This is a genomic window from Pseudomonas sp. FP453, assembly GCF_030687495.1.
Lineage (GTDB): Bacteria > Pseudomonadota > Gammaproteobacteria > Pseudomonadales > Pseudomonadaceae > Aquipseudomonas.
This window is the reverse complement of the sequence record NZ_CP117435.1, coordinates 5,669,846-5,689,411: the sequence shown is the minus strand read 5'-3', so window position 1 is coordinate 5,689,411 and position 19,566 is coordinate 5,669,846. Positions and strand designations below refer to the sequence as shown.

17 protein-coding genes and 3 pseudogenes are annotated in these 19,566 nt (G+C 61.7%); 14 read left to right on the top strand and 6 right to left on the bottom strand.

Going from position 1 to position 19,566, the window contains the following annotated elements:
• The first annotated feature begins 74 nt into the window (after positions 1 to 74).
• The 10 genes and pseudogenes from bioB (at position 75) to PSH87_RS25955 (ending at position 12,459) form a co-directional block, all read left to right on the top strand.
• The gene (gene bioB, locus PSH87_RS26000) at positions 75 to 1,130 is read left to right on the top strand and encodes a biotin synthase BioB (RefSeq protein WP_017739540.1); all 1,056 of its coding nucleotides are present in this window, start codon (positions 75 to 77) and stop codon (positions 1,128 to 1,130) included.
• A gap of 140 nt (positions 1,131 to 1,270) precedes the next feature.
• Positions 1,271 to 2,452: an 8-amino-7-oxononanoate synthase gene (gene bioF, locus PSH87_RS25995; RefSeq protein ID WP_305431596.1), complete on the top strand. Its 1,182-nt coding sequence runs from the start codon at positions 1,271 to 1,273 to the stop codon at positions 2,450 to 2,452.
• Positions 2,445 to 3,176, top strand: a complete 732-nt coding sequence (locus tag PSH87_RS25990; RefSeq protein ID WP_305431595.1) for an alpha/beta fold hydrolase — start codon at positions 2,445 to 2,447, stop codon at positions 3,174 to 3,176. The genes bioF and PSH87_RS25990 overlap by 8 nt, the downstream gene beginning before the upstream one ends.
• Positions 3,169 to 3,981, top strand: a complete 813-nt coding sequence (gene bioC, locus PSH87_RS25985) for a malonyl-ACP O-methyltransferase BioC (protein WP_017739537.1) — start codon at positions 3,169 to 3,171, stop codon at positions 3,979 to 3,981. The genes PSH87_RS25990 and bioC overlap by 8 nt, the downstream gene beginning before the upstream one ends.
• Positions 3,978 to 4,658, top strand: a complete 681-nt coding sequence (gene bioD, locus PSH87_RS25980) for a dethiobiotin synthase (RefSeq protein WP_017739536.1) — start codon at positions 3,978 to 3,980, stop codon at positions 4,656 to 4,658. Before bioC ends, bioD begins: the two co-directional genes overlap by 4 nt.
• Positions 4,659 to 4,764: 106 nt before the next feature.
• Positions 4,765 to 5,046, top strand: coding sequence for a hypothetical protein (locus tag PSH87_RS25975; RefSeq protein ID WP_017739535.1), 282 nt, complete (start codon positions 4,765 to 4,767; stop codon positions 5,044 to 5,046).
• Positions 5,047 to 5,388: 342 nt separating this feature from the next.
• A pseudogene (locus PSH87_RS25970) lies at positions 5,389 to 7,198 on the top strand (phenylacyl-CoA dehydrogenase).
• Between the two features lie 208 nt (positions 7,199 to 7,406).
• A complete protein-coding gene (locus PSH87_RS25965; protein WP_305431594.1) occupies positions 7,407 to 8,696 on the top strand; it encodes a diguanylate cyclase in 1,290 nt (429 codons plus the stop codon).
• A 90-nt stretch (positions 8,697 to 8,786) separates the two neighbouring features.
• Entirely contained in the window at positions 8,787 to 10,556 is a 1,770-nt protein-coding gene (locus PSH87_RS25960) for an acyl-CoA dehydrogenase C-terminal domain-containing protein (protein ID WP_305431592.1), read from the top strand.
• Positions 10,557 to 10,679: 123 nt separating this feature from the next.
• Positions 10,680 to 12,459: pseudogene (locus tag PSH87_RS25955) on the top strand (acyl-CoA dehydrogenase C-terminal domain-containing protein).
• Between the two features lie 226 nt (positions 12,460 to 12,685).
• On the opposite strand, the pseudogene PSH87_RS25950 reads toward PSH87_RS25955, so the two are convergent.
• Positions 12,686 to 13,586: pseudogene (locus tag PSH87_RS25950) on the bottom strand (LysR family transcriptional regulator).
• Positions 13,587 to 13,795: 209 nt separating this feature from the next.
• On the opposite strand from PSH87_RS25950, the gene PSH87_RS25945 reads away from it, so the two are divergent.
• The 4 genes from PSH87_RS25945 (at position 13,796) to PSH87_RS25930 (ending at position 16,214) form a co-directional block, all read left to right on the top strand.
• On the top strand, positions 13,796 to 15,055 hold the full coding sequence (locus tag PSH87_RS25945) for an aspartate aminotransferase family protein (RefSeq protein ID WP_305431591.1): 1,260 nt from the start codon (positions 13,796 to 13,798) through the stop codon (positions 15,053 to 15,055).
• A 235-nt stretch (positions 15,056 to 15,290) separates the two neighbouring features.
• Positions 15,291 to 15,656 carry a type II toxin-antitoxin system RelE/ParE family toxin gene (locus tag PSH87_RS25940; RefSeq protein WP_305431590.1) on the top strand — a complete coding sequence of 122 codons (366 nt, stop codon included), beginning with the start codon at positions 15,291 to 15,293 and terminating at the stop codon, positions 15,654 to 15,656.
• Positions 15,640 to 15,960 (top strand): DNA-binding transcriptional regulator, encoded by a 321-nt coding sequence (locus tag PSH87_RS25935; protein WP_017739527.1) that lies wholly within the window; start codon positions 15,640 to 15,642, stop codon positions 15,958 to 15,960. Before PSH87_RS25940 ends, PSH87_RS25935 begins: the two co-directional genes overlap by 17 nt.
• Before the next feature lie 95 nt (positions 15,961 to 16,055).
• Positions 16,056 to 16,214 carry a YqaE/Pmp3 family membrane protein gene (locus PSH87_RS25930; protein WP_010207008.1) on the top strand — a complete coding sequence of 53 codons (159 nt, stop codon included), beginning with the start codon at positions 16,056 to 16,058 and terminating at the stop codon, positions 16,212 to 16,214.
• Between the two features lie 5 nt (positions 16,215 to 16,219).
• On the opposite strand, the gene pqqE is transcribed toward PSH87_RS25930, so the two are convergent.
• The 5 genes from pqqE to pqqA form a co-directional block, all read right to left on the bottom strand.
• Positions 16,220 to 17,350 carry a pyrroloquinoline quinone biosynthesis protein PqqE gene (pqqE, locus tag PSH87_RS25925; protein ID WP_017739526.1) on the bottom strand — a complete coding sequence of 377 codons (1,131 nt, stop codon included), beginning with the start codon at positions 17,348 to 17,350 and terminating at the stop codon, positions 16,220 to 16,222.
• Positions 17,343 to 17,618 carry a pyrroloquinoline quinone biosynthesis peptide chaperone PqqD gene (pqqD, locus tag PSH87_RS25920; RefSeq protein ID WP_305431589.1) on the bottom strand — a complete coding sequence of 92 codons (276 nt, stop codon included), beginning with the start codon at positions 17,616 to 17,618 and terminating at the stop codon, positions 17,343 to 17,345. Before pqqD ends, pqqE begins: the two co-directional genes overlap by 8 nt.
• A complete protein-coding gene (pqqC, locus tag PSH87_RS25915) occupies positions 17,615 to 18,367 on the bottom strand; it encodes a pyrroloquinoline-quinone synthase PqqC (protein ID WP_017739525.1) in 753 nt (250 codons plus the stop codon). The genes pqqD and pqqC overlap by 4 nt, the downstream gene beginning before the upstream one ends.
• 11 nt (positions 18,368 to 18,378) lie before the next feature.
• The gene (gene pqqB / locus PSH87_RS25910) at positions 18,379 to 19,290 is read right to left on the bottom strand and encodes a pyrroloquinoline quinone biosynthesis protein PqqB (protein WP_305431587.1); all 912 of its coding nucleotides are present in this window, start codon (positions 19,288 to 19,290) and stop codon (positions 18,379 to 18,381) included.
• Positions 19,291 to 19,359: 69 nt separating this feature from the next.
• The gene (pqqA, locus tag PSH87_RS25905; protein WP_003194766.1) at positions 19,360 to 19,434 is read right to left on the bottom strand and encodes a pyrroloquinoline quinone precursor peptide PqqA; all 75 of its coding nucleotides are present in this window, start codon (positions 19,432 to 19,434) and stop codon (positions 19,360 to 19,362) included.
• Positions 19,435 to 19,566 lie beyond the last annotated feature (132 nt).

The window sequence follows — 19,566 nt, the reverse complement described above, 5'->3', positions numbered from 1 at the left end:
CCGAGCATCCGTGTCGTGTCTGTGGGTATTGCCCGTCCCGCAGCGCTTGCCCAAGCATAATCAAGGAATCGCCCATGAGCGCCAGCACCACCGCCACCTTGCGTCACGATTGGTCCCTCGCCGAAGTCAAAGCGCTGTTTGTGCAGCCGTTCAATGACTTGCTGTTCCAGGCGCAGACCGTGCACCGCGCGCATTTCGACGCCAACCGTGTGCAAGTGTCGACCCTGCTGTCGATCAAGACGGGCGCCTGCCCGGAAGATTGCAAATATTGTCCGCAGTCGGGCCACTACAACACCGGCCTGGAAAAAGAAAAGCTGATGGAAGTGCAGAAGGTCCTCGAAGAGGCTGCGCGCGCCAAGGCCATCGGTTCGACGCGCTTCTGCATGGGCGCCGCGTGGAAGCACCCGTCGGCCAAGGACATGCCCTACGTGTTGCAGATGGTCCAGGGCGTGAAGGCCATGGGCCTGGAAACCTGCATGACCCTCGGTCGCCTCGACCAGGAGCAGACCGAAGCCCTGGCCCAGGCCGGTCTCGATTACTACAACCACAACCTTGATACGTCGCCGGAGTTCTACGGTTCGATCATCACCACTCGCACTTACAGCGAGCGCCTGCAAACCCTGGCGTATGTGCGTGATTCGGGGATGAAGATCTGCTCCGGCGGCATCCTCGGCATGGGCGAGTCCCTCGACGACCGCGCCAACCTGCTGATCCAACTGGCCAACCTGCCGGAGCATCCGGAGTCGGTGCCGATCAACATGCTGGTGAAGGTGGCCGGTACGCCGCTGGAGAACGCCGAGGACATCGACCCGTTCGACTTTATCCGCATGCTCGCTGTAGCGCGCATCCTCATGCCGCAGTCCCATGTACGCCTGTCGGCCGGCCGTGAAGCGATGAACGAGCAGATGCAGGCCCTGGCGTTTTTTGCCGGTGCCAACTCGATCTTCTACGGCGACAAGTTGCTGACCACCGCCAACCCGCAGGCGGATAAGGACATGCAGCTGTTCTCGCGTTTGGGGATCTTGCCGGAGGCGCGTGAAGAGCACGCCGATGAGGTGCATCAGGCGGCGATCGAGCAGGCGTTGGTGGAGCAGAAGAGCAGCGAGCAGTTCTACAACGCCGCTGTTTGATTGAAATGCAATCCAACTGTGGGAGCTGGCTTGCCTGCGATGACGGCGGCACATTCAACATAAATGTGTCAGACAGACCGCTATCGCAGGCAAGCCAGCTCCCACATTGGATCGAGTTCACCTGATCTACCGAGGCCAGCATGTCTTTCGATCTCTCCGCGCGCCTCGCTGCCCGCCGTGCCGAACACCTTTATCGCCAACGTCCGCTGCTGCAAAGCCCTCAAGGCCCGCAAGTGGTGGTGGACGGCCAGCCGTTGCTGGCGTTCTGCAACAACGATTACCTGGGCCTGGCCAATCACCCACATGTGATCGAAGCCTGGCGCGCCGGTGCGTCCCGCTGGGGGGTGGGCGGTGGGGCTTCGCACTTGGTGGTGGGGCATGCCACGCCACACCATGAACTGGAAGAAGCCCTGGCCGACCTCACCGGTCGCGCGCGCGCGCTGCTGTTCACCACCGGCTACATGGCCAACCTCGGCGCGGTCACGGCGCTGGTGGGGCAGGGCGATACGGTGCTGGAGGACCGGCTTAACCACGCCTCGCTGCTGGATGCCGGTTTGCTGTCCGGTGCGCGCTTCAATCGCTACCTGCACAACGACGCCGCCAGCCTGGCCAAGCGTTTGGAAAAGGCCACCGGCAACACCTTGGTGGTCACCGACGGCGTGTTCAGCATGGACGGCGACCTGGCCGACCTGCCTGCACTGGCCCGTGAAACGCGGGCAAAAGGCGCGTGGCTGATGGTGGATGACGCCCACGGGTTTGGTCCGCTGGGCGCCACCGGCGCTGGGATCGTCGAGCACTTCGGCTTGAGCCAGGAGGACGTGCCGGTGTTGGTCGGCACCCTCGGCAAGGCGTTTGGCACGGCGGGCGCTTTTGTGGCCGGCAGTGAAGAGCTGATCGAAAGCCTGATCCAGTTCGCCCGGCCGTATATCTACACCACCAGCCAACCGCCGGCGCTGGCCTGCGCCACGTTGAAAAGCCTGGAGCTTTTGCGCACCGAGCATTGGCGGCGCGCGCACCTCAACGGCCTGATCCGCCAGTTCCGCCAGGGCGCCGAGCAGTTGGGCCTGGATCTGATGGCGAGCTTTACGCCGATCCAGCCGATCCTGATCGGCGACAGCGCCAAGGCCGTGCGCCTGTCGCAGATGCTGCGCGAGCGTGGCCTGATGGTTACCGCGATCCGCCCGCCCACCGTGCCGGCCGGCAGCGCGCGTTTGCGCGTGACCTTGACGGCGGCCCACACCGAGGCGCAGGTGCAGCTATTGTTAAACGCATTGGAAGAGTGTTTCCGCTTGTTAGGCGCCACGGAGCCCGACCATGCGTGATCGACTGATCTTGTTGCCCGGCTGGGGCCTCGGCGTATCGCCGCTGGAACCCTTGGCCGCCGCCTTGCAGGGCCTCGACGAACACCTGCGGGTGCAGATCGAGCCGTTGCCGGCGCTGGCGTCCAGCGACCTCGACGAATGGCTGGATGAACTCGACGCCACCTTGCCGGACAACGCCTGGCTGGGCGGCTGGTCCCTCGGCGGCATGCTCGCCACGGAACTGGCGGCGCGGCGCGGCGAACGCTGCTGCGGCCTGCTGACCCTGGCGAGCAACCCGTGTTTCGTCGCCCATGACGGTTGGCCGAGTGCGATGCCCGCCGAGACCTTCGACGCCTTCCTCGCCGGTTGCCATGCAGATTCCCAAGTCACCCTCAAACGCTTCGGCCTGTTGTGCGCCAAGGGCGCCGCGGACCCGCGTGGGTTGGCGCGTTTGCTGGTCAGCGGAGCACCGAATACGCAGTCCCGCGTGTTGATGGGCGGTCTTGAACTGCTCGCCCAACTCGACACCCGCGACGCCTTGCTGGCGTATCGCGGCCCGCAGATGCACCTGTTCGCCGGGCTGGATGAACTGGTGCCCGCCGAGGCGGCCAGCGCCCTGCTGAGCGTGCTGCCCGATGTTGAAATCGGCCTGATTGAACAGGCCGGTCACGCTTTTCTTCTGGAAGACCCCCACGGTGTCGCGGGGGCCATCCAGGCTTTTTTGCATGAGTGCGTCGATGACTGATCTATCCCACCCCCAACTGCCGGGCGCCTTGCCGGACAAGCGCCAGGTCGCGGCGTCGTTTTCCCGTGCGGCGGCCAGCTATGACAGCGTGGCTGCGTTGCAACGGGCCGTCGGCAGCGAGTTGCTGGCACGTTTGCCGTCCGGTTTTGCGCCACCGCGCTGGCTGGACATGGGCTGTGGCACGGGATACTTCAGCCGTGTGCTGGGCGAACGTTTGCCCGCCAGCCAAGGCGTGGCGCTGGACATTGCCGAGGGCATGCTCAACCACGCCCGGCCTCTGGGCGGCGCACACCACTTCATCGCAGGCGACGCCGAACGCTTGCCGCTTAAAGCTCAAAGCTTGCAGCTGATCTTCTCCTCCCTCGCCGTGCAATGGTGTGCGAATTTCGAGGCGGTGCTCAGCGAGGCCTATCGCGTGCTGCAACCCGGTGGTGTGCTGGCGTTCGCCAGCCTGTGCGTGGGCACGCTGGATGAGTTGCGTGAAAGCTGGCGGGCGGCGGACGGCCTGGTGCACGTCAACCGCTTCCGTACCTTCGAGGCGTATCAGCAGTTGTGCGCGGCCAGCGGTTTGCGTGTGGTCAGCCTGGCGCGCCAGCCCCATGTGCTGCATTACCCGGACGTGCGCAGCCTGACCCATGAATTGAAGGCGTTGGGCGCGCATAACCTCAACCCGGGCCGGCCGGGAGGGTTGACGGGGCGCGCGCGGATTGTTGCACTGGTGGACGCTTACGAGCAGTTCCGTCAGGCCCAGGGCCTGCCGGCGACTTATCAGGTGGTCTACGCAGTACTGGAGAAACCGTTATGAGCGCCGCTTATTTCATTACGGGCACCGACACCGACGTCGGCAAGACCACCGTCGCCGCCGGGCTGTTGCACGCGGCGCGACAAGCCGGCAAAAGTACCGCCGCAGGCAAGCCGGTGGCATCCGGTTGTCAGGTCACGCCCAAGGGCCTGCGCAATGCCGATGCACTGGCGTTGTTGGCCGAGTGTTCATTGCCGCTGAGTTACGCCGAGGTGAATCCGGTGGCATTCGAGCCGGCCATCGCGCCCCATCTGGCGGCACGGGAAGCCGGCGTTGCGCTCACGGTGCAATCGCTGCTCAAGCCCATGCAGCAGGTGTTGGCGCGGGACGCGGATTTCACCCTGATCGAAGGCGCGGGCGGCTGGCGCGTACCCTTGGCCGACCAGGCCAACCTGTCGGACCTGGCCATCGCGTTGAAGCTGCCGGTGATCCTGGTGGTGGGCGTGCGCCTGGGTTGCATCAGCCATGCATTGCTCACCGCCGAAGCCATTGCGCGGGATGGTTTGCCGCTGGCGGGCTGGGTGGCGAATATCATCGACCCCAAGACCTCTCGTCTGGAAGAAAACCTCGCCACCCTGGCCGAACGCCTGCCGGCGCCCTGCCTGGGCCGTGTGCCGAAACTCAAGCACGCCGGGGCCGAGGCGGTGGCGGAATACTTGCAACTGGACCTGCTTGACTGATTTTGGCTATCACTAAGGCATTGTGCCATTAGTGTTTTTGACGGGTGTTTTGCCGGTTTCTCTGCTTCAATCAGCGTTCACGATTCTCTAAAGGCAGGCTTACGCCATGGACATCTCTGGAAGCAGCGCGTTTTATTCGGGCCTGAGCACCATTCAGACCGGGCAGAACCGTGTCGACCAGGCCGCCGGCAAAATTGCCAGCGCCGCGACGACCCAGCCCTCGGATGCGCAGGTAGATCGTTTGCGCGCCAATGACCGTGCCCAGCCTTCCAACTCGGCGAGCAATATGGTCGAGATGGCGCAAGGCAAGTTTCAAGTGGAGCTGGGCGCGAAGGTTGCCAAGGCTTCGGATGAAATGCTCGGCACCTTGATCGACACTTACGCTTAATCCCCTCTCTTCAGGCTTGCTGGCTCTTTCTGTGGGAGCTGGCTTGCCTGCGATGGCCTCAACTCGGTCTTCCTGATGCACCGCGGCGCCTGCATCGCAGGCAAGCCAGCTCCCACACAAGCCAGCTCCCACATTTGACCTCTGCTGTTCTGATGAACTTCTACACTCGATCTGCTGTGGTAACCCGCCGCAAGCATCGCCGTGCGCGTCATTGATTCGCGTCATGACAAACGGCGTCTTGACATCCCCAGGTCGTAAACGTATGTTTCAAACACCTGTTTGACCGCCACAACAAATCCACGCGGTTGTTCATTCCAGATACATCAGCAGAGGTTTATCGCTATGCCTGACTACAAGGCCCCCCTTGCGTGATATTCGCTTCGTTCGTGACGAACTGCTTGGCTATGAAGCGCACTATCAAAGCCTGCCGGCTTGCCAGGACGCTACCCCGGACATGGTGGTTGACGCCATTCTCGAAGAAGGCGCCAAGTTCTGTGAGCAAGTACTGGCACCGTTGAACCGCGTGGGCGACATCGAAGGGTGTACCTGGAGTGAGTCAGGCGTTAAAACCCCTACGGGTTTCAAAGAAGCCTACAAACAATTCGTCGAAGGCGGCTGGCCAAGCCTGGCCCACGACGTGGAGCACGGCGGCCAAGGCCTGCCGGAATCCCTGGGCCTGGCGGTGAGCGAGATGGTCGGTGCGGCCAACTGGTCGTGGGGCATGTACCCGGGCCTGTCCCACGGTGCGATGAACACCATTTCCGAGCACGGCACCCCTGAGCAACAAGACGCTTACCTGACCAAGCTGGTGTCGGGCGAATGGACCGGCACCATGTGCCTGACCGAGCCACACTGCGGCACCGACCTGGGCATGCTGCGCACCAAGGCCGAGCCTCAGGCTGACGGTTCCTACAAAGTCTCCGGCACCAAGATCTTCATCTCGGCCGGTGAACACGACATGGCCGACAACATCGTCCACATCGTCCTGGCCCGCCTGCCGGACGCACCGGCTGGCACCAAAGGCATCTCGCTGTTTATCGTGCCGAAGTTCCTGCCGAATGCAGACGGTTCGATTGGCGCGCGCAACGCGGTGACCTGTGGTTCCCTGGAACACAAGATGGGCATCCACGGCAACGCCACCTGCGTGATGAACTTCGACGCGGCCACCGGTTTCCTGATCGGCCCGGCGAACAAAGGCCTGAACTGCATGTTCACCTTTATGAACACCGCGCGCCTGGGCACTGCGCTGCAAGGCCTGTCCCACGCCGAGATCGGCTTCCAGGGCGGCCTGAAATATGCCCGCGACCGCCTGCAAATGCGTTCCCTGACTGGCCCGAAAGCGCCGGACAAAGCCGCTGACCCGATCATCGTGCACCCCGACGTGCGCCGCATGCTGCTGACCATGAAAGCCTTCGCCGAAGGCAATCGTGCGATGGTGTACTTCACCGCCAAGCAAGTGGACATCGTCAAGTACGGCACCGACGACGAAGCCAAGAAGCAAGCCGACGGCCTGCTGGCGTTCATGACCCCGATCGCCAAGGCGTTCATGACCGAAGTCGGTTTTGAATCCGCCAACCACGGCGTACAGATCTACGGCGGCCACGGCTTCATCGCCGAGTGGGGCATGGAGCAGAACGTGCGCGACAGCCGCATTTCGATGCTGTACGAAGGCACCACCGGCATCCAGGCACTCGACCTGCTGGGCCGCAAAGTGCTGATGACCCAGGGCGAAGCGCTCAAGGGCTTCACCAAGATCGTGCACAAGTTCTGCCAGGCCAACGAAGGTAACGAAGCCGTCAAGGAATTCGTTGCACCGCTGGTGGCACTGAACAAAGAGTGGGGCGAGTTGACCATGAAGGTCGGCATGGCCGCGATGAAAGACCGCGAAGAAGTCGGTGCCGCCTCGGTGGATTACCTGATGTACTCCGGTTACGCGTGCCTGGCTTACTTCTGGGCCGACATGGCGCGCCTGGCCGCCGAGAAACTGGCTGCCGGCACCACAGAAGAGGCGTTCTACACCGCCAAGCTGCAGACCGCGCGCTTCTACTTCCAGCGCATCCTGCCGCGGACCCTGGCCCATAAAGCCACCATGCTGTCGGGTGCCAACAACCTGATGGACATGAAAGAAGAAGACTTCGGCCTGGCTTACTAAGCCTTACCGGGTTCACTTCCAGAGCCGCCGTTCCTTCACGGGAGCGGCGGCTTTTTTGTGGGCGATAAAAAACCCCAGTGCAGCACTCAGGGATTGCGACCGGCTGCCGTTACAGTGATGGCAATGTGATACATGCGTGCCAGGTTGTGCTTAACTGTCTGCATACAGGCACAGTGCCATCATTCATTTGCGGGTCGGAGTTTTACCCTTGTCACGCGTGTCCGCTGTACGGTTCAGTCATTTCCTCCCTTCGTTGCTGCTGTTGCTGGCCGGGCTCTCGGCTGCGTACGTCAAGGACCTCAACGTCTTCTTCACCTCGCTGTTCAACGTGCTGCCGACCCTGGTGCTGTTGCTCGGCGGTGCGTATTGCGCGGTGTATCGTCGCCAGCGCGAACTGTTCCTGATGATCACGGTGTATATCGCCTACTTCCTGCTGGATACCCAGACCGATTACTACCGCGACAACGGCCGCGTGCGCGAAGACGCCGCCGTGGTGTTCCACCTGTGTTGCCTGCTGTTGCCGCTGTTGTTCAGCATCTACGCACTGTGGCAGGAAAAGACCCACCTGTTTCGTGACTTCGTCGCACGCTGTGCGGTGCTGTTTGCCGTCGGCAGCGTGGCGTTGGCGCTGGAGCAAAGTTATCCCCAGGCGCTGCTGAACTGGCTGGCCGAGATTCGCTGGCCGGCGCTGCACGGCAGTTGGATGAGCCTGATCCAGCTGTCGTACCCGATGTTCCTGATCGGCTTCCTGACCCTCGCGGCGCAGTACTGGTATCAGCCACGCCCGCTGCACGCGGCGCAACTGGTGGGGTTTGTCGGGTTGTTCTGGATGTTGCCGCAAACCTTCATCCTGCCGTTCACCCTCAACATCATGTGCAGCCAGGTGATGCTGATGATCGCCGCCGGTGTGGCCCACGAGGCCTATCAAATGGCCTTCCGCGACGAGCTGACCGGCTTGCCGGGGCGACGTGCGCTGAACGAACGCATGCAGCGCCTGGGGCGCAACTACGTACTGGCCATGACCGACGTCGATCACTTCAAGCGCTTCAACGACACCCATGGCCACGACGTGGGCGACCAGGTGCTGCGCCTGGTGGCGAGCAAGTTGGCCAAGGTCAACGGTGGCGGGCGCGCGTATCGGTATGGCGGGGAAGAGTTCGCCGTGGTGTTCGCCGGCAAGACCCTGGACGAATGCATGCCGCACCTGGAAGAGATCCGCGAGATCATCGCCAACTACGACATCAAGCTGCGCAACCCGGACCGCCCGCAGGACGATCAGCAAGGTCGCCAGCGGCGCGTGGGCAGCGGTGCAACCAGTGTGTCGGTGACCGTGAGTATCGGCGTGGCCGAGCGCCAGGCTGAGCAGCGCACCAGCGAAGAAGTGCTCAAGTCCGCCGACCAGGCGCTGTACGCCGCCAAGGGGGCGGGGCGCAATTGCGTGATCGCGGCCGGGCAAACCCGGCGTGGCGCGGTGCGCATGGAAAGCGCTGCCGGTTGAGTAATGGCGCTGTATTCAGCAGCGCTACAGTGATTGTCCGGGCGTGTTGCCAGCAGTAGGTTGAAGCCATCTGCTGCCGGAGACATTGCCATGCCTGACTACAAAGCTCCCCTGCGCGACATGCGCTTTCTGATCGACAACGTGTTTGATTTCCACGGCCACTACGCTGCGCTGGGGGCGACCGACGCCAGCCCGGACATGGTCAGCGCGATCCTCGAAGAAGGCGCGAAATTCTGCGAAAACGTGCTCGCCCCGCTGAACCGCAGTGGCGATGAAGAAGGCTGCCATTTCGATAATGGCGTGGTCACCACGCCCAAGGGCTTCAAGGAAGCCTTCGCCCAATATGTGGAAGGCGGCTGGCACGGCGTGGCGGCAGATCCGGCCTACGGCGGCCAAGGCTTGCCGCAATCCCTGGGCCTGGTGCTCAGCGAGATGATCGGCTCCAGCAATACCTCTTGGGGCATGTATCCAGGGCTGACCCACGGCGCCATGTCGGCGATCCACGCCCACGGCAGCGCTGAGCAGAAAGACACGTTCCTGAGCAAACTCACTGCCGGCGAGTGGACTGGCACCATGTGCCTCACCGAAGCCCACTGCGGCACCGACCTGGGCCTGATCAAGACCCGCGCCGTGCCCCAGGCGGACGGCAGTTATGCGCTCACCGGCAGCAAGATCTTCATCTCGGCCGGCGAGCACGACATGAGCGCGAACATCATCCACCTGGTGCTGGCCAAGCTGCCGGACGCGCCGGCGGGCACCAAGGGCATCTCGTTGTTTATCGTGCCCAAGTTCCATGCCGACTCCGGCGCGCGCAACGCGGTGCACTGTGGCTCCATCGAACACAAGATGGGCATCAAGGCGTCGGCCACCTGCGTGCTGAACTTCGACGGAGCCAAGGGCTTCCTGATCGGCGAGGCGAACAAAGGCCTCAATTGCATGTTCACCATGATGAACCACGCGCGCCTGGGCACCGGCATGCAGGGCTTGTGCAACGGCGAGGCGAGCTTCCAGGGCGCGATCAAGTACGCCAACGACCGCCTGCAAATGCGCGCGCTGACCGGCGCCAAGGCCCCGGACAAAGCCGCCGACCCGATCATCGTGCACCCCGACGTGCGGCGCATGTTGCTGACCATGAAAGCCTTCAACGAAGGCAACCGCGCCCTGACCTATTTCACCGCGCAGTTGCTCGACACCGCGCACCTGAGCAGCGACGCGGCGCAGCGCCAGGAGGCCGAAGACCTGTTGGCGTTCCTCACCCCGATCTGCAAGGCCTTTATGACTGACACGGGCCTTGAGGTGACTAACCACGGCATGCAGATATTCGGCGGCCACGGCTACATTCGCGAATGGGGCATGGAGCAACTGGCGCGTGATGCGCGGATTGCGCCGATCTATGAGGGCACCAACGGCATCCAGGCCCTCGACTTGCTCGGGCGCAAGGTGCTCGGCAGCCAAGGCAAGTTGCTGCGCGGGTTTACCAAAATTGTGCATAAGTTCTGCGGGGCAAACGCCGAGCATCCTCAGCTCAAGGCTTATGTGGCGCAACTCAATCAACTGAATGGGGAATGGGGCGAGCTGACCACCAAGGTCGGTATGGCCGCCATGAAGAACCCCGATGAGGTCGGCGCGGCGGCGGTGGATTACTTGATGTACAGCGGCTACGTGGTACTCGCCTACCTGTGGTTGCGCATGGCGATCGCTGCCCTTGAGCAGGATGATGCCGACTTCGCCAAGGCCAAGCTGGCCACTTGCGAGTTCTACTTCAAACGCTTGTTGCCACGTACCGCTACGCACCGCGCCGCGGTAGAGGCGGGCAGCGAATGCCTGATGAGTCTGCCGGCGGAGGCATTTGCGCTCTGATGACTTAAAAATACCAATCAGTCACAAGTGGACCCTATGTGTCTGAAAAGTTGTTCGGGTACACTCGGAGCCTGTAAAACCGACACTTACCGAATTACTTTTCACGTTCTCACGAGGTTTGCCATGGCTGATTACAAAGCGCCGCTGCGTGATATGCGCTTCGTCCTCAATGAAGTCTTCGAGGTCGCCACCACTTGGGCCCAATTGCCGGCATTGGCAGACACCGTTGACGCCGAAACCGTAGAGGCCATCCTCGAAGAAGCCGGCAAAGTCACCGCCAAATCCATCGCCCCCCTCAGCCGTGGCGGCGATGAGCAGGGTTGCCGTTGGGAAGACACGGCGGTGTTTACCCCGGATGGCTATCCACAGGCCTACAAAACCTACGCTGAAGGCGGTTGGGTCGGTGTAGGCGGTGATCCGGTGTTCGGCGGCATGGGCATGCCCAAGGCGGTCTCGGCTCAGGTCGAGGAGATGATCAACTCGTCGAGCCTGGCGTTCGGCCTGTACCCGATGCTGACCTCCGGCGCCTGTGTGTCGATCAACACCCATGCCAGTGAAGAGCTTAAGGCCATCTACCTGCCGAAGATGTACTCCGGTGAGTGGGCTGGCTCCATGTGCCTGACCGAAGCCCATGCCGGTACGGACCTGGGGATTATTCGCACCAAGGCCGAGCCGCAGGCGGACGGTTCCTACACCATCAGCGGCACCAAGATCTTTATCACCGGTGGCGAGCACGACCTGACCGACAACATCATCCATCTGGTGCTGGCCAAGCTGCCGGATGCGCCGGCCGGTCCCAAGGGCATTTCGTTGTTTCTCGTGCCGAAGTTCATGGTCAATGCCGATGGCAGCCTGGGCGCGCGTAACCTGGTGAGCTGTGGTTCGATCGAGCACAAGATGGGCATCCAGGCGTCCGCGACCTGTGTGATGAACTTCGATGGCGCCGTGGGTTACCTGGTGGGCGAGCCGAACCGCGGTTTGGCGGCGATGTTCACCATGATGAACTATGAGCGTCTGGGCGTTGGCATCCAGGGCCTGGCGTCGGGTGAGCGCTCGTACCAGAACGCGATTGAATACGCGCGTGACCGTCTGCAAAGCCGTGCGCCGACCGGTGCCCAGGCCAAGGACAAAGTGGCCGACCCGATCATCGTCCATCCGGACGTGCGGCGCATGCTACTGACCATGAAGGCGGCGAACGAAGGCGGCCGCGCATTCTCCACCTACGTCGCGACGCAGCTGGACATCGCCAAGTTCAGCGAAGACCCGGCGGCTCGCGAGCGTGCGGATAACCTGGTGGCGCTGCTGACACCCGTCGCCAAGGCATTCTTGAGCGACCTCGGCCTGGAAACCACCGTGCTCGGCCAGCAAGTGTTTGGCGGCCACGGCTACATTCGTGAATGGGGCCAGGAGCAACTGGTGCGTGACGTGCGCATCACCCAGATCTACGAAGGCACCAACGGCATCCAGGCGCTGGACTTGATGGGCCGCAAGATCGTCGGCAGCGGCGGGGCGTTCTACACCTTGTTCGCCGACGAGATCCGCCAATTCATCGCGTCGACAGGCGCCGAGTTGGCCGAATTCACCAAGCCGCTGAGTGCGGCGGTGGATAACCTCGATGAATTGACCGCCTGGGTGCTGGACCGCGCGAAGACCAAACCCGAATGAAATCGGCGCGGCCTCCGTGGAGTATTTGCATGCATTTGGATACATGGCCTACGCCTACATGTGGGCACGCATGGCCAAGGCGGCGCTGGGCAAAGAGGCCGAGGAAGACTTCTACGCCAGCAAACTGGGCACGGCGCGCTTCTACTTTGCGCGTCTGCTGCCGCGTATCCAGTCGCTGAGCGCGTCGGTAAAAGCTGGTAGCGAATCGCTGTTTTTGCTGGATGAGGCACTGTTCTAAGGGCTTGGAGGGCGTGTAAGCATTCTCTTACATGACGTGCTGCTATTCGTCCTCTATCGCCAAATTGGATCCACAGATAATCTACTTCACATGGACGTCGCGCAGGAAGCGCAAAGCAACAACACGGACACGTAGGATTCTGCCAGGACGGCGGAGTGAAATGGATGTCAGGGAAACAGTCTGCAAAGCCCCGCTTCGGCGGGGTTTTCTTTTGCCCGCGAAAAAGTCAGGCGCCTGCCTGCGGGGCATTCATCACGTCTTCGAGCAAGGTGCGCAACAGCGCTACTGTCGCCTGCTGGCGCTGCGCATCGCGGCACACCAAGCCCACTTTCAACGGCACCCTGGGTTCGCTCAAGGGTTTCCACAGCAGTGACTGGCTGTTGTGTTCGTCCTGGGAACGCCCCGGCAAAACCGTCGCCAGTTGGGTGTGGGGCAGGCTGTCGAGAATCCCCACCATGGTGTTCAACTCGGCCTGCACCTGCGGGCGCCGCCCAAGGTTGGCCAACTGGCCTTGCCAGATCTGCCGCACCTGAAACTCTTCCCCCAGTAGCAACATTGGCAATTCGGCCGCCTGTTTCAGCGAGACTTTCTTGAATTCCCGCAGCGGGTGATCTTCGGGGATGACGACCTTCAACTCATCTTCGTACAGCAGTGCACCGTGCAGTCCGGGCTGGCGTGGCGGCAGGTAGCTGATGCCGATGTCCAGCGAGCCGTTCAGCAGTCGCCGTTCAATCTCCAAACCGGTCAATTCGTAGATCTGCACCACCAGATGGGGCTGGGCCTTGCGCACTCGTTCAAGCATTTGCGGGACCAGGCTGGTGTGCACGGTTTGCAGCACGCCGATGGCCAAGGTGCCGCATGGCCTGGCCCTTGAAGTTGCGCAAGGCTTCGACGGCTTGCTGCATGCCATCGATCAGCGGCAACGCGTGGTTGTACAGCGTGTGGGCCGCCAGGGTCGGCAACAGGCGTTTGCTGCTGCGTTCGAACAGGCTCACATCGAGGTTCTGCTCCAGCTGGCGAATCTGCTGGGACAGCGCCGGTTGGGAGATCGACAGACGCTCGGCGGCACGGCCGACGTGGCCTTCCTCATACACCGCGACGAAATAACGCAGTTGCTTGAAATCCATAAGGCTTACTTATCGAAAAAGCTGGAAAATCGAAATGGCCGTTGGCCCCCGAGGCGCCTAGTCTAGCGCCTATTCGCAGGGCTTACAGGGCCAGATCGGGCAATGAACAGCGTTTCTTCAGACAGCGTTTACATAGGCAAGGCAAAAAACCTCATGGCCGTAGTGGCCGGGTGGACCGACCAAGGTCCGGTTGCTATCGGGGGTGATCTGTGAACCTGTTCAACATGCGTCGCCCTGCGCCGAGCCTGGATGACCTGATTCTGGAGGAAGCGCCGTCGGGAGATGCCCTGATGCCCAGCGTGGCGCGGCCGCCGCAAGTTTTCGTACGCGGCCAGGGCTCCTGGCTGTGGGACAGTGAGGACCGTGCCTACCTGGATTTCAGCCAGGGCAACGCCGCCAACAGCCTCGGCCATAGCCCGCAAGTGTTGATCAAAGCCCTGGCCGACCAGACCCAGGCACTGATCAACCCGGGGAACGGCCTGTTTAACCGCGCCCAACTCAACCTGGCCGAGCGCCTGTGCCACCGCACCGGCAGCGACCAGGCTTACCTGCTCAACAGCGGCGCGGAAGCCTGCGAAGCGGCGATCAAGCTGGCGCGTAAATGGGGTCAGCTGCATCGCGGCGGCGCCTATCGGATCATCAGCGCCAGCGCCGGTTGCCATGGGCGCAGCTTCGCGGCGATGGCCGCTTCGGCGGGCGCCGCTGGCAACCGCTTCGAACCGCAATTGCCGGGCTTCAGCCACGTGCCCTTCAACGATTTGCCGGCGCTGCATGCCGCTGTGGATGCGCAAACCGTCGCGATCATGCTTGAACCGATCCAGGGCGAAGCCGGCGTGATTCCCGCGACCGAGCACTATCTCAAAGGTGTCGAGCGCCTGTGCCGCGAGCTGGGCATCCTGCTGATCCTCGACGAAGTGCAAACCGGCCTCGGCCGCTGCGGCACCTTGCTCGCCGAACAGCAATACGGTGTGCGCGCCGACATCATTACCCTCGGCAAAGGCCTCGGCGGCGGCGTGCCCCTGGCGGCGCTGCTGGCGCGGGGCAACGCCTGTTGCTTCGAAGTGGGCGAGCTGGAAGGCACCCACCACGGCAATGCGCTGATGGCGTCGGCCGGCGTGGCGGTTCTCGATACCGTGCTGGAACACGGCTTTCTAGAGCATGTGCGCGAAGCCGGCCTGCACCTGGGCGAAGGCCTCGCCCGCCTGGCTTACCGCTACGACCACGGCCAACTGCGCGGCCACGGCCTGATGTGGGGCCTGACCTTGTCGGATGATTCTGCGGATGCGGTGGTAAAAGCGGCGCTGCACGAAGGCCTGATCCTCAACGCCCCGCAATCCAACTGCCTGCGCCTTACCCCGGCGCTGACGGTGAGCAAAAGCAACATCGACGAAATGCTCCTGCGCCTGGCACGCGCCTTCTCCCGCGTGCGCACCGCGCAACTGCAATGCCGCAGGGGCATCGCGGTTTAACCCCTATTTCCTGAACCGTCTCGCGGTATACGCGGCGCCTCCGGCCTGATTCTTTTGGCTGGGGGCGTTTTTTTGTCTGTGAAATTTTTGGATTGAAAATGTTGATTGAGCGCTTGTGAAAACAATGACTTTTTAGCGGACGTCGGCAAGGACTGCCGATGGGGTGTGGAGCTTTGTGGTGTGCTCCATTTCTAATCTGTACCACTGGGTGGTATGTTTGCTGGAAGGGATATCCATGAAGCTCAGGTTATTCAAGACCCGGAAATTTGCTGATGCAGCCAGCAAGGCCTGGATCTGTGATTCGCAATTGAGGGAGGCGTTTGGCCAATTGTTGAAGGGGCAGGCAGATAATCTGGGAGGTGGTGTTTGGAAAAAGCGCCTCAACCAGAACAGACATCGTTCCATCGTATTGGCCAAGGGGCGGCACTACTCGGTATATCAATTGCTGTTCGCCAAGCAAGACCAAAGCAATATCAGTCAGAGCGAACTGGTTTGGCTTAGGTCAGTGGCTACGACGTATGAACGTTTCAATGAAGAACAGATTCAGCGGATGCTGGAACTCAAGGAGTTTGTGGAGATACATCATGACCAAGAAGTATAAAAGCGAGGTGTTTGAGTCCATTCACCATTCTGCTGAAGCGCTTTACGCTATCGGCGCCATCACTAAGACCACCCTTCGTGAATATGACGAAGCATGCTTGTCTGCTGTGCCGGAACAAATCCCGGCAGAAAAAATTAAAGAGCTACGCGAAAACAGCCACGTCAGCCAACCTGTTTTCGCACGCTACCTCAACACCAGCGCCTCCACGGTGAAACAGTGGGAATCCGGCGAGAAACGCCCTAGCGGCATGGCACTCAAGCTACTGAGCATCGTGCAGAAGCACGGCCTGGAAATTCTGGCCTGACGGTGGCGCTATGCCAGATCCCACTGAACCCTCACGAACCCCCAAGGTCGATTAGCTACACGGCTCACACGAGCCGATTTTCTGGAGCTGAACCCATGGACATCATTCGTATCATCATCGCCATTCTGCTGCCGCCACTGGGTGTGTTCCTGCAAGTGGGTTTCGCCGGTGCGTTCTGGCTGAATATTCTGCTGACCTTGTGCGGTTATTTCCCGGGCATCATTCACGCGGTGTACATCATCGCCAAGCGCTGAGGCCGTCAGCCTTTGGCGATGAGCCGTGAGTTGCGCTCATTGCGAAAGGCCAGTTGCTCGATGGTCTGAGTGGCGTGTTCGGCCTCTTCCCGCGCCTTGAGGATGATGCCGTGCTGCTCGGACTTGCTGCACACCGGGTCGGCATTGCTCGCGTCCCCCGTGAGCATGAAGGCCTGGCAGCGGCAGCCGCCGAAGTCTTTTTCCTTTTCATCGCATGAACGGCACGGCTCGGGCATCCAGTCGTAGCCGCGAAAGCGGTTGAAGCCGAACGAGTCGTACCAGATGTGTTGCATGCTGTGCTCGCGCACATTGGGAAATTGCACCGGCATCTGTCGGGCGCCGTGACAGGGCAGGGCAGTGCCGTCCGGCGTGACGGTCAGAAAGATACTGCCCCAACCATTCATGCAGGCTTTCGGGCGTTCCTCGTAGTAGTCCGGGGTCACGAAGATCAGCTTGCACGGGTGGCCTTCGGCTTCCAGTTTGGCGCGGTATTCGTTGGTGATGCGTTCGGCGCGCACCAGCTGTTCCTGGGTTGGCAATAACCCGACACGGTTGAGCTGCGCCCAGCCGTAGAACTGGCAGGTGGCGAGTTCGACAAAGTCCGCTTCCAGCGCGATGCACAGCTCGATGATGCGGTCGATCTTGTCGATATTGTGCCGATGGGTGACGAAGTTCAGCACCATCGGATAGCCGTGGGCTTTTACCGCGCGGGCCATTTCGAGTTTTTGCGCGAAGGCTTTTTTCGAGCCGGCCAGCAGGTTGTTCACTTGCTCGTCGCTGGCCTGGAAGCTGATCTGGATATGGTCCAGGCCGGCCTTCTTGAAGTCGCTGATCTTCTGCTCGGTGAGGCCGATGCCGGAGGTGATCAGGTTGGTGTAGAACCCCAGTTTGCGCGCCTCGGCGATCAGTTCGGCGAGGTCCTGGCGCACCAGCGGTTCACCGCCGGAAAAACCCAGCTGCGCGGCGCCCATTTCCCGCGCTTCGCGAAACACCTTGAACCACTGCTCGGTGCTCAGTTCCTTGCCCTGTTCGGCAAAATCCAGCGGATTGGAGCAATACGGGCACTGCAACGGGCAGCGGTAGGTCAGCTCGGCGAGCAGCCACAACGGCAGGCCAATCGGCGGTTTTTCAGGCAAGGGTGATCCAGTGCTCAGCACGGGCGACCTCCATGAAATCCTCGATATCTTTACCGAGCTCAGCCACGCCGGGAAACTGCTTATCCAGCTCGGCGATGATCGCCGCCACGTCGCGCTCGCCGTCGATCAAGCCGCCGATCAGCGCGGCGCTGTCGTTGAGCTTGATCATGCCTTCGGGGTAGAGCAGCACATGGCCCTTTTGCGCGGGTTCGTACTGGTAGCGATAGCCTTGGCGCCAGGTCGGTTTCTTGCTGCGATCAAAGCTCATAGGGCGATCCCCTTATGCCATACCCGTTGGTCGGTCACGCTGTGATACGGCGGGCGTTTCAGTTCGTAGGCCATGCTCATGGCGTCCAGCATGCTCCACAAGATATCCAGTTTGAACTGGAGAATTTCCAGCATGCGTTCCTGGCCTTCGCGGGTGGTGTAGTGCTGCAGGGTGATCGCCAAACCGTGCTCCACGTCGCGCCGTGCCTGGCCCAGGCGGGTGCGGAAATATTCGTAGCCGGTGGGGTCGATCCACGGGTAATGCTGCGGCCAGCTGTCGAGGCGCGACTGGTGGATTTGCGGCGCGAACAGTTCGGTCAGCGAGCTGCTGGCGGCTTCCTGCCAGCTGGCGCGACGGGCGAAGTTGACGTAGGCATCTACCGCAAATCGTACGCCGGGCAGGACCAATTCCTGCGAACGCAGTTGATCCGGGTCGAGGCCGACGGCCTGGCCCAGGCGCAGCCAGGCTTCGATGCCGCCGTCTTCACCCGGTGCGCCGTCGTGGTCGAGCAGGCGCTGGATCCACTCGCGGCGGATCTCGCGGTCCGGGCAATTGGCCAGGATCGCCGCGTCTTTGAGCGGGATGTTCACCTGGTAGTAGAAACGGTTGGCGACCCAGCCCTGGATCTGCTCGCGGCTGGCGCGGCCTTCATACATCGCCACGTGGTACGGGTGATGGATGTGGTAGAAGGCGCCTTTGGCCCGCAGGGCGGCTTCGAATTCAGCGGTGGTCAACGGCGTGTCAGTCATATCGTCTGCTCCTACAATTCAATGCTCATGCCGTCGTAAGCCACTTCGACATTGCGCCGTACCAGTTCCGCTCGCTCGGGGGAGTCTTCATCGAGGATCGGGTTGGTGTTGTTGATGTGGATAAGTACTTTGCGCTGCTCGGGCAACTGTTCCAGCACTTCGAGCATGCCGCCGGGGCCGTTTTGCGCCAGGTGGCCCATCTCGCGCCCGGTGCGGGTGCCGACGCCACGGCGCTGCATTTCGTCGTCATCCCACATCGTGCCGTCCACCAGCAGGCAGTCGCTGCTGGCCATGATCTCCAGCAGCGGCGCGTCGACTTTGCCCAGGCCTGGAGCGTAGAACAGCTTGCCGCCGGTGCGCAGGTCTTCGACGATCAAGCCGATGTTGTCGCCCGGGTGCGGGTCGAAGCGGTGCGGCGAGTAGGGCGGTGCGGCGCTGCGCAGTGGCAGCGGGGTGAAACGCAGGTTGGGGCAGGCCGGGACAGTGAAGCTGGCGTCCAGCTCGATGCGGTTCCAGGCCAGGCCGCCGTTCCAGTGGGTGAGCATGGTGAACAGCGGGAAGCCGGTGCTGAGGTCTTCATGGACCATGTCAGTGCACCACACCTGGTGCGGGCAACCTTCGCGCAGGCTCAGCAGGCCGGTGGTGTGGTCGATCTGGCTGTCCATCAGGATGATCGCGCTGATGCCGGTGTCGCGCAGGGCGCGGCCCGGTTGCATCGGCGCAAAGCTTTGCAGTTGTGCACGAATATCCGGCGAGGCGTTGCACAGCACCCAGTTCACGCCATCGTCGGAGAGGGCGATGGACGACTGCGTACGCGCCTGGGCCCGCAGGCTGCCATCCCGAAAACCTGCGCAGTTCACGCAGTTGCAGTTCCACTGGGGGAAACCACCGCCGGCGGCGGAACCTAGAATCTGGACAAACATGGTAGCTCCCAAGCAAAGCTCAAAACAAAAACGCCCCGGGCGGGCCGAGGCGTTGTATTACCCAGCAGATTAACGGCTGGCGAAGTACATGGTGACTTCGAAACCGATACGCAGATCAGTGTAAGCAGGTTTGGACCAGGTCATATTCTTACTCCTACCAAGGGATGGGACTTTCACTACCAAGTAATACATATAGTCCACCTCCAATCGGAGATGTTCAGCTGTGTGCGTAGGAATAATACTCAGATCTGTTCAAGTTAGCGCTGTCTCGGAGGA

Bases quoted from the DNA above. Each gene is read 5' to 3' on its own strand.
- bioB (WP_017739540.1), top strand. From the start codon at position 75: ATGAGCGCCAGCACCACCGCCACCTTGCGTCACGATTGGTCCCTCGCC.
- bioF (WP_305431596.1), top strand. From the start codon at position 1,271: ATGTCTTTCGATCTCTCCGCGCGCCTCGCTGCCCGCCGTGCCGAACAC.
- PSH87_RS25990 (WP_305431595.1), top strand. From the start codon at position 2,445: ATGCGTGATCGACTGATCTTGTTGCCCGGCTGGGGCCTCGGCGTATCG.
- bioC (WP_017739537.1), top strand. From the start codon at position 3,169: ATGACTGATCTATCCCACCCCCAACTGCCGGGCGCCTTGCCGGACAAG.
- bioD (WP_017739536.1), top strand. From the start codon at position 3,978: ATGAGCGCCGCTTATTTCATTACGGGCACCGACACCGACGTCGGCAAG.
- PSH87_RS25975 (WP_017739535.1), top strand. From the start codon at position 4,765: ATGGACATCTCTGGAAGCAGCGCGTTTTATTCGGGCCTGAGCACCATT.
- PSH87_RS25960 (WP_305431592.1), top strand. From the start codon at position 8,787: ATGCCTGACTACAAAGCTCCCCTGCGCGACATGCGCTTTCTGATCGAC.
- PSH87_RS25940 (WP_305431590.1), top strand. From the start codon at position 15,291: ATGAAGCTCAGGTTATTCAAGACCCGGAAATTTGCTGATGCAGCCAGC.
- PSH87_RS25935 (WP_017739527.1), top strand. From the start codon at position 15,640: ATGACCAAGAAGTATAAAAGCGAGGTGTTTGAGTCCATTCACCATTCT.
- PSH87_RS25930 (WP_010207008.1), top strand. From the start codon at position 16,056: ATGGACATCATTCGTATCATCATCGCCATTCTGCTGCCGCCACTGGGT.
- pqqD (WP_305431589.1), bottom strand. From the start codon at position 17,618: ATGAGCTTTGATCGCAGCAAGAAACCGACCTGGCGCCAAGGCTATCGC.
- pqqC (WP_017739525.1), bottom strand. From the start codon at position 18,367: ATGACTGACACGCCGTTGACCACCGCTGAATTCGAAGCCGCCCTGCGG.
- pqqB (WP_305431587.1), bottom strand. From the start codon at position 19,290: ATGTTTGTCCAGATTCTAGGTTCCGCCGCCGGCGGTGGTTTCCCCCAG.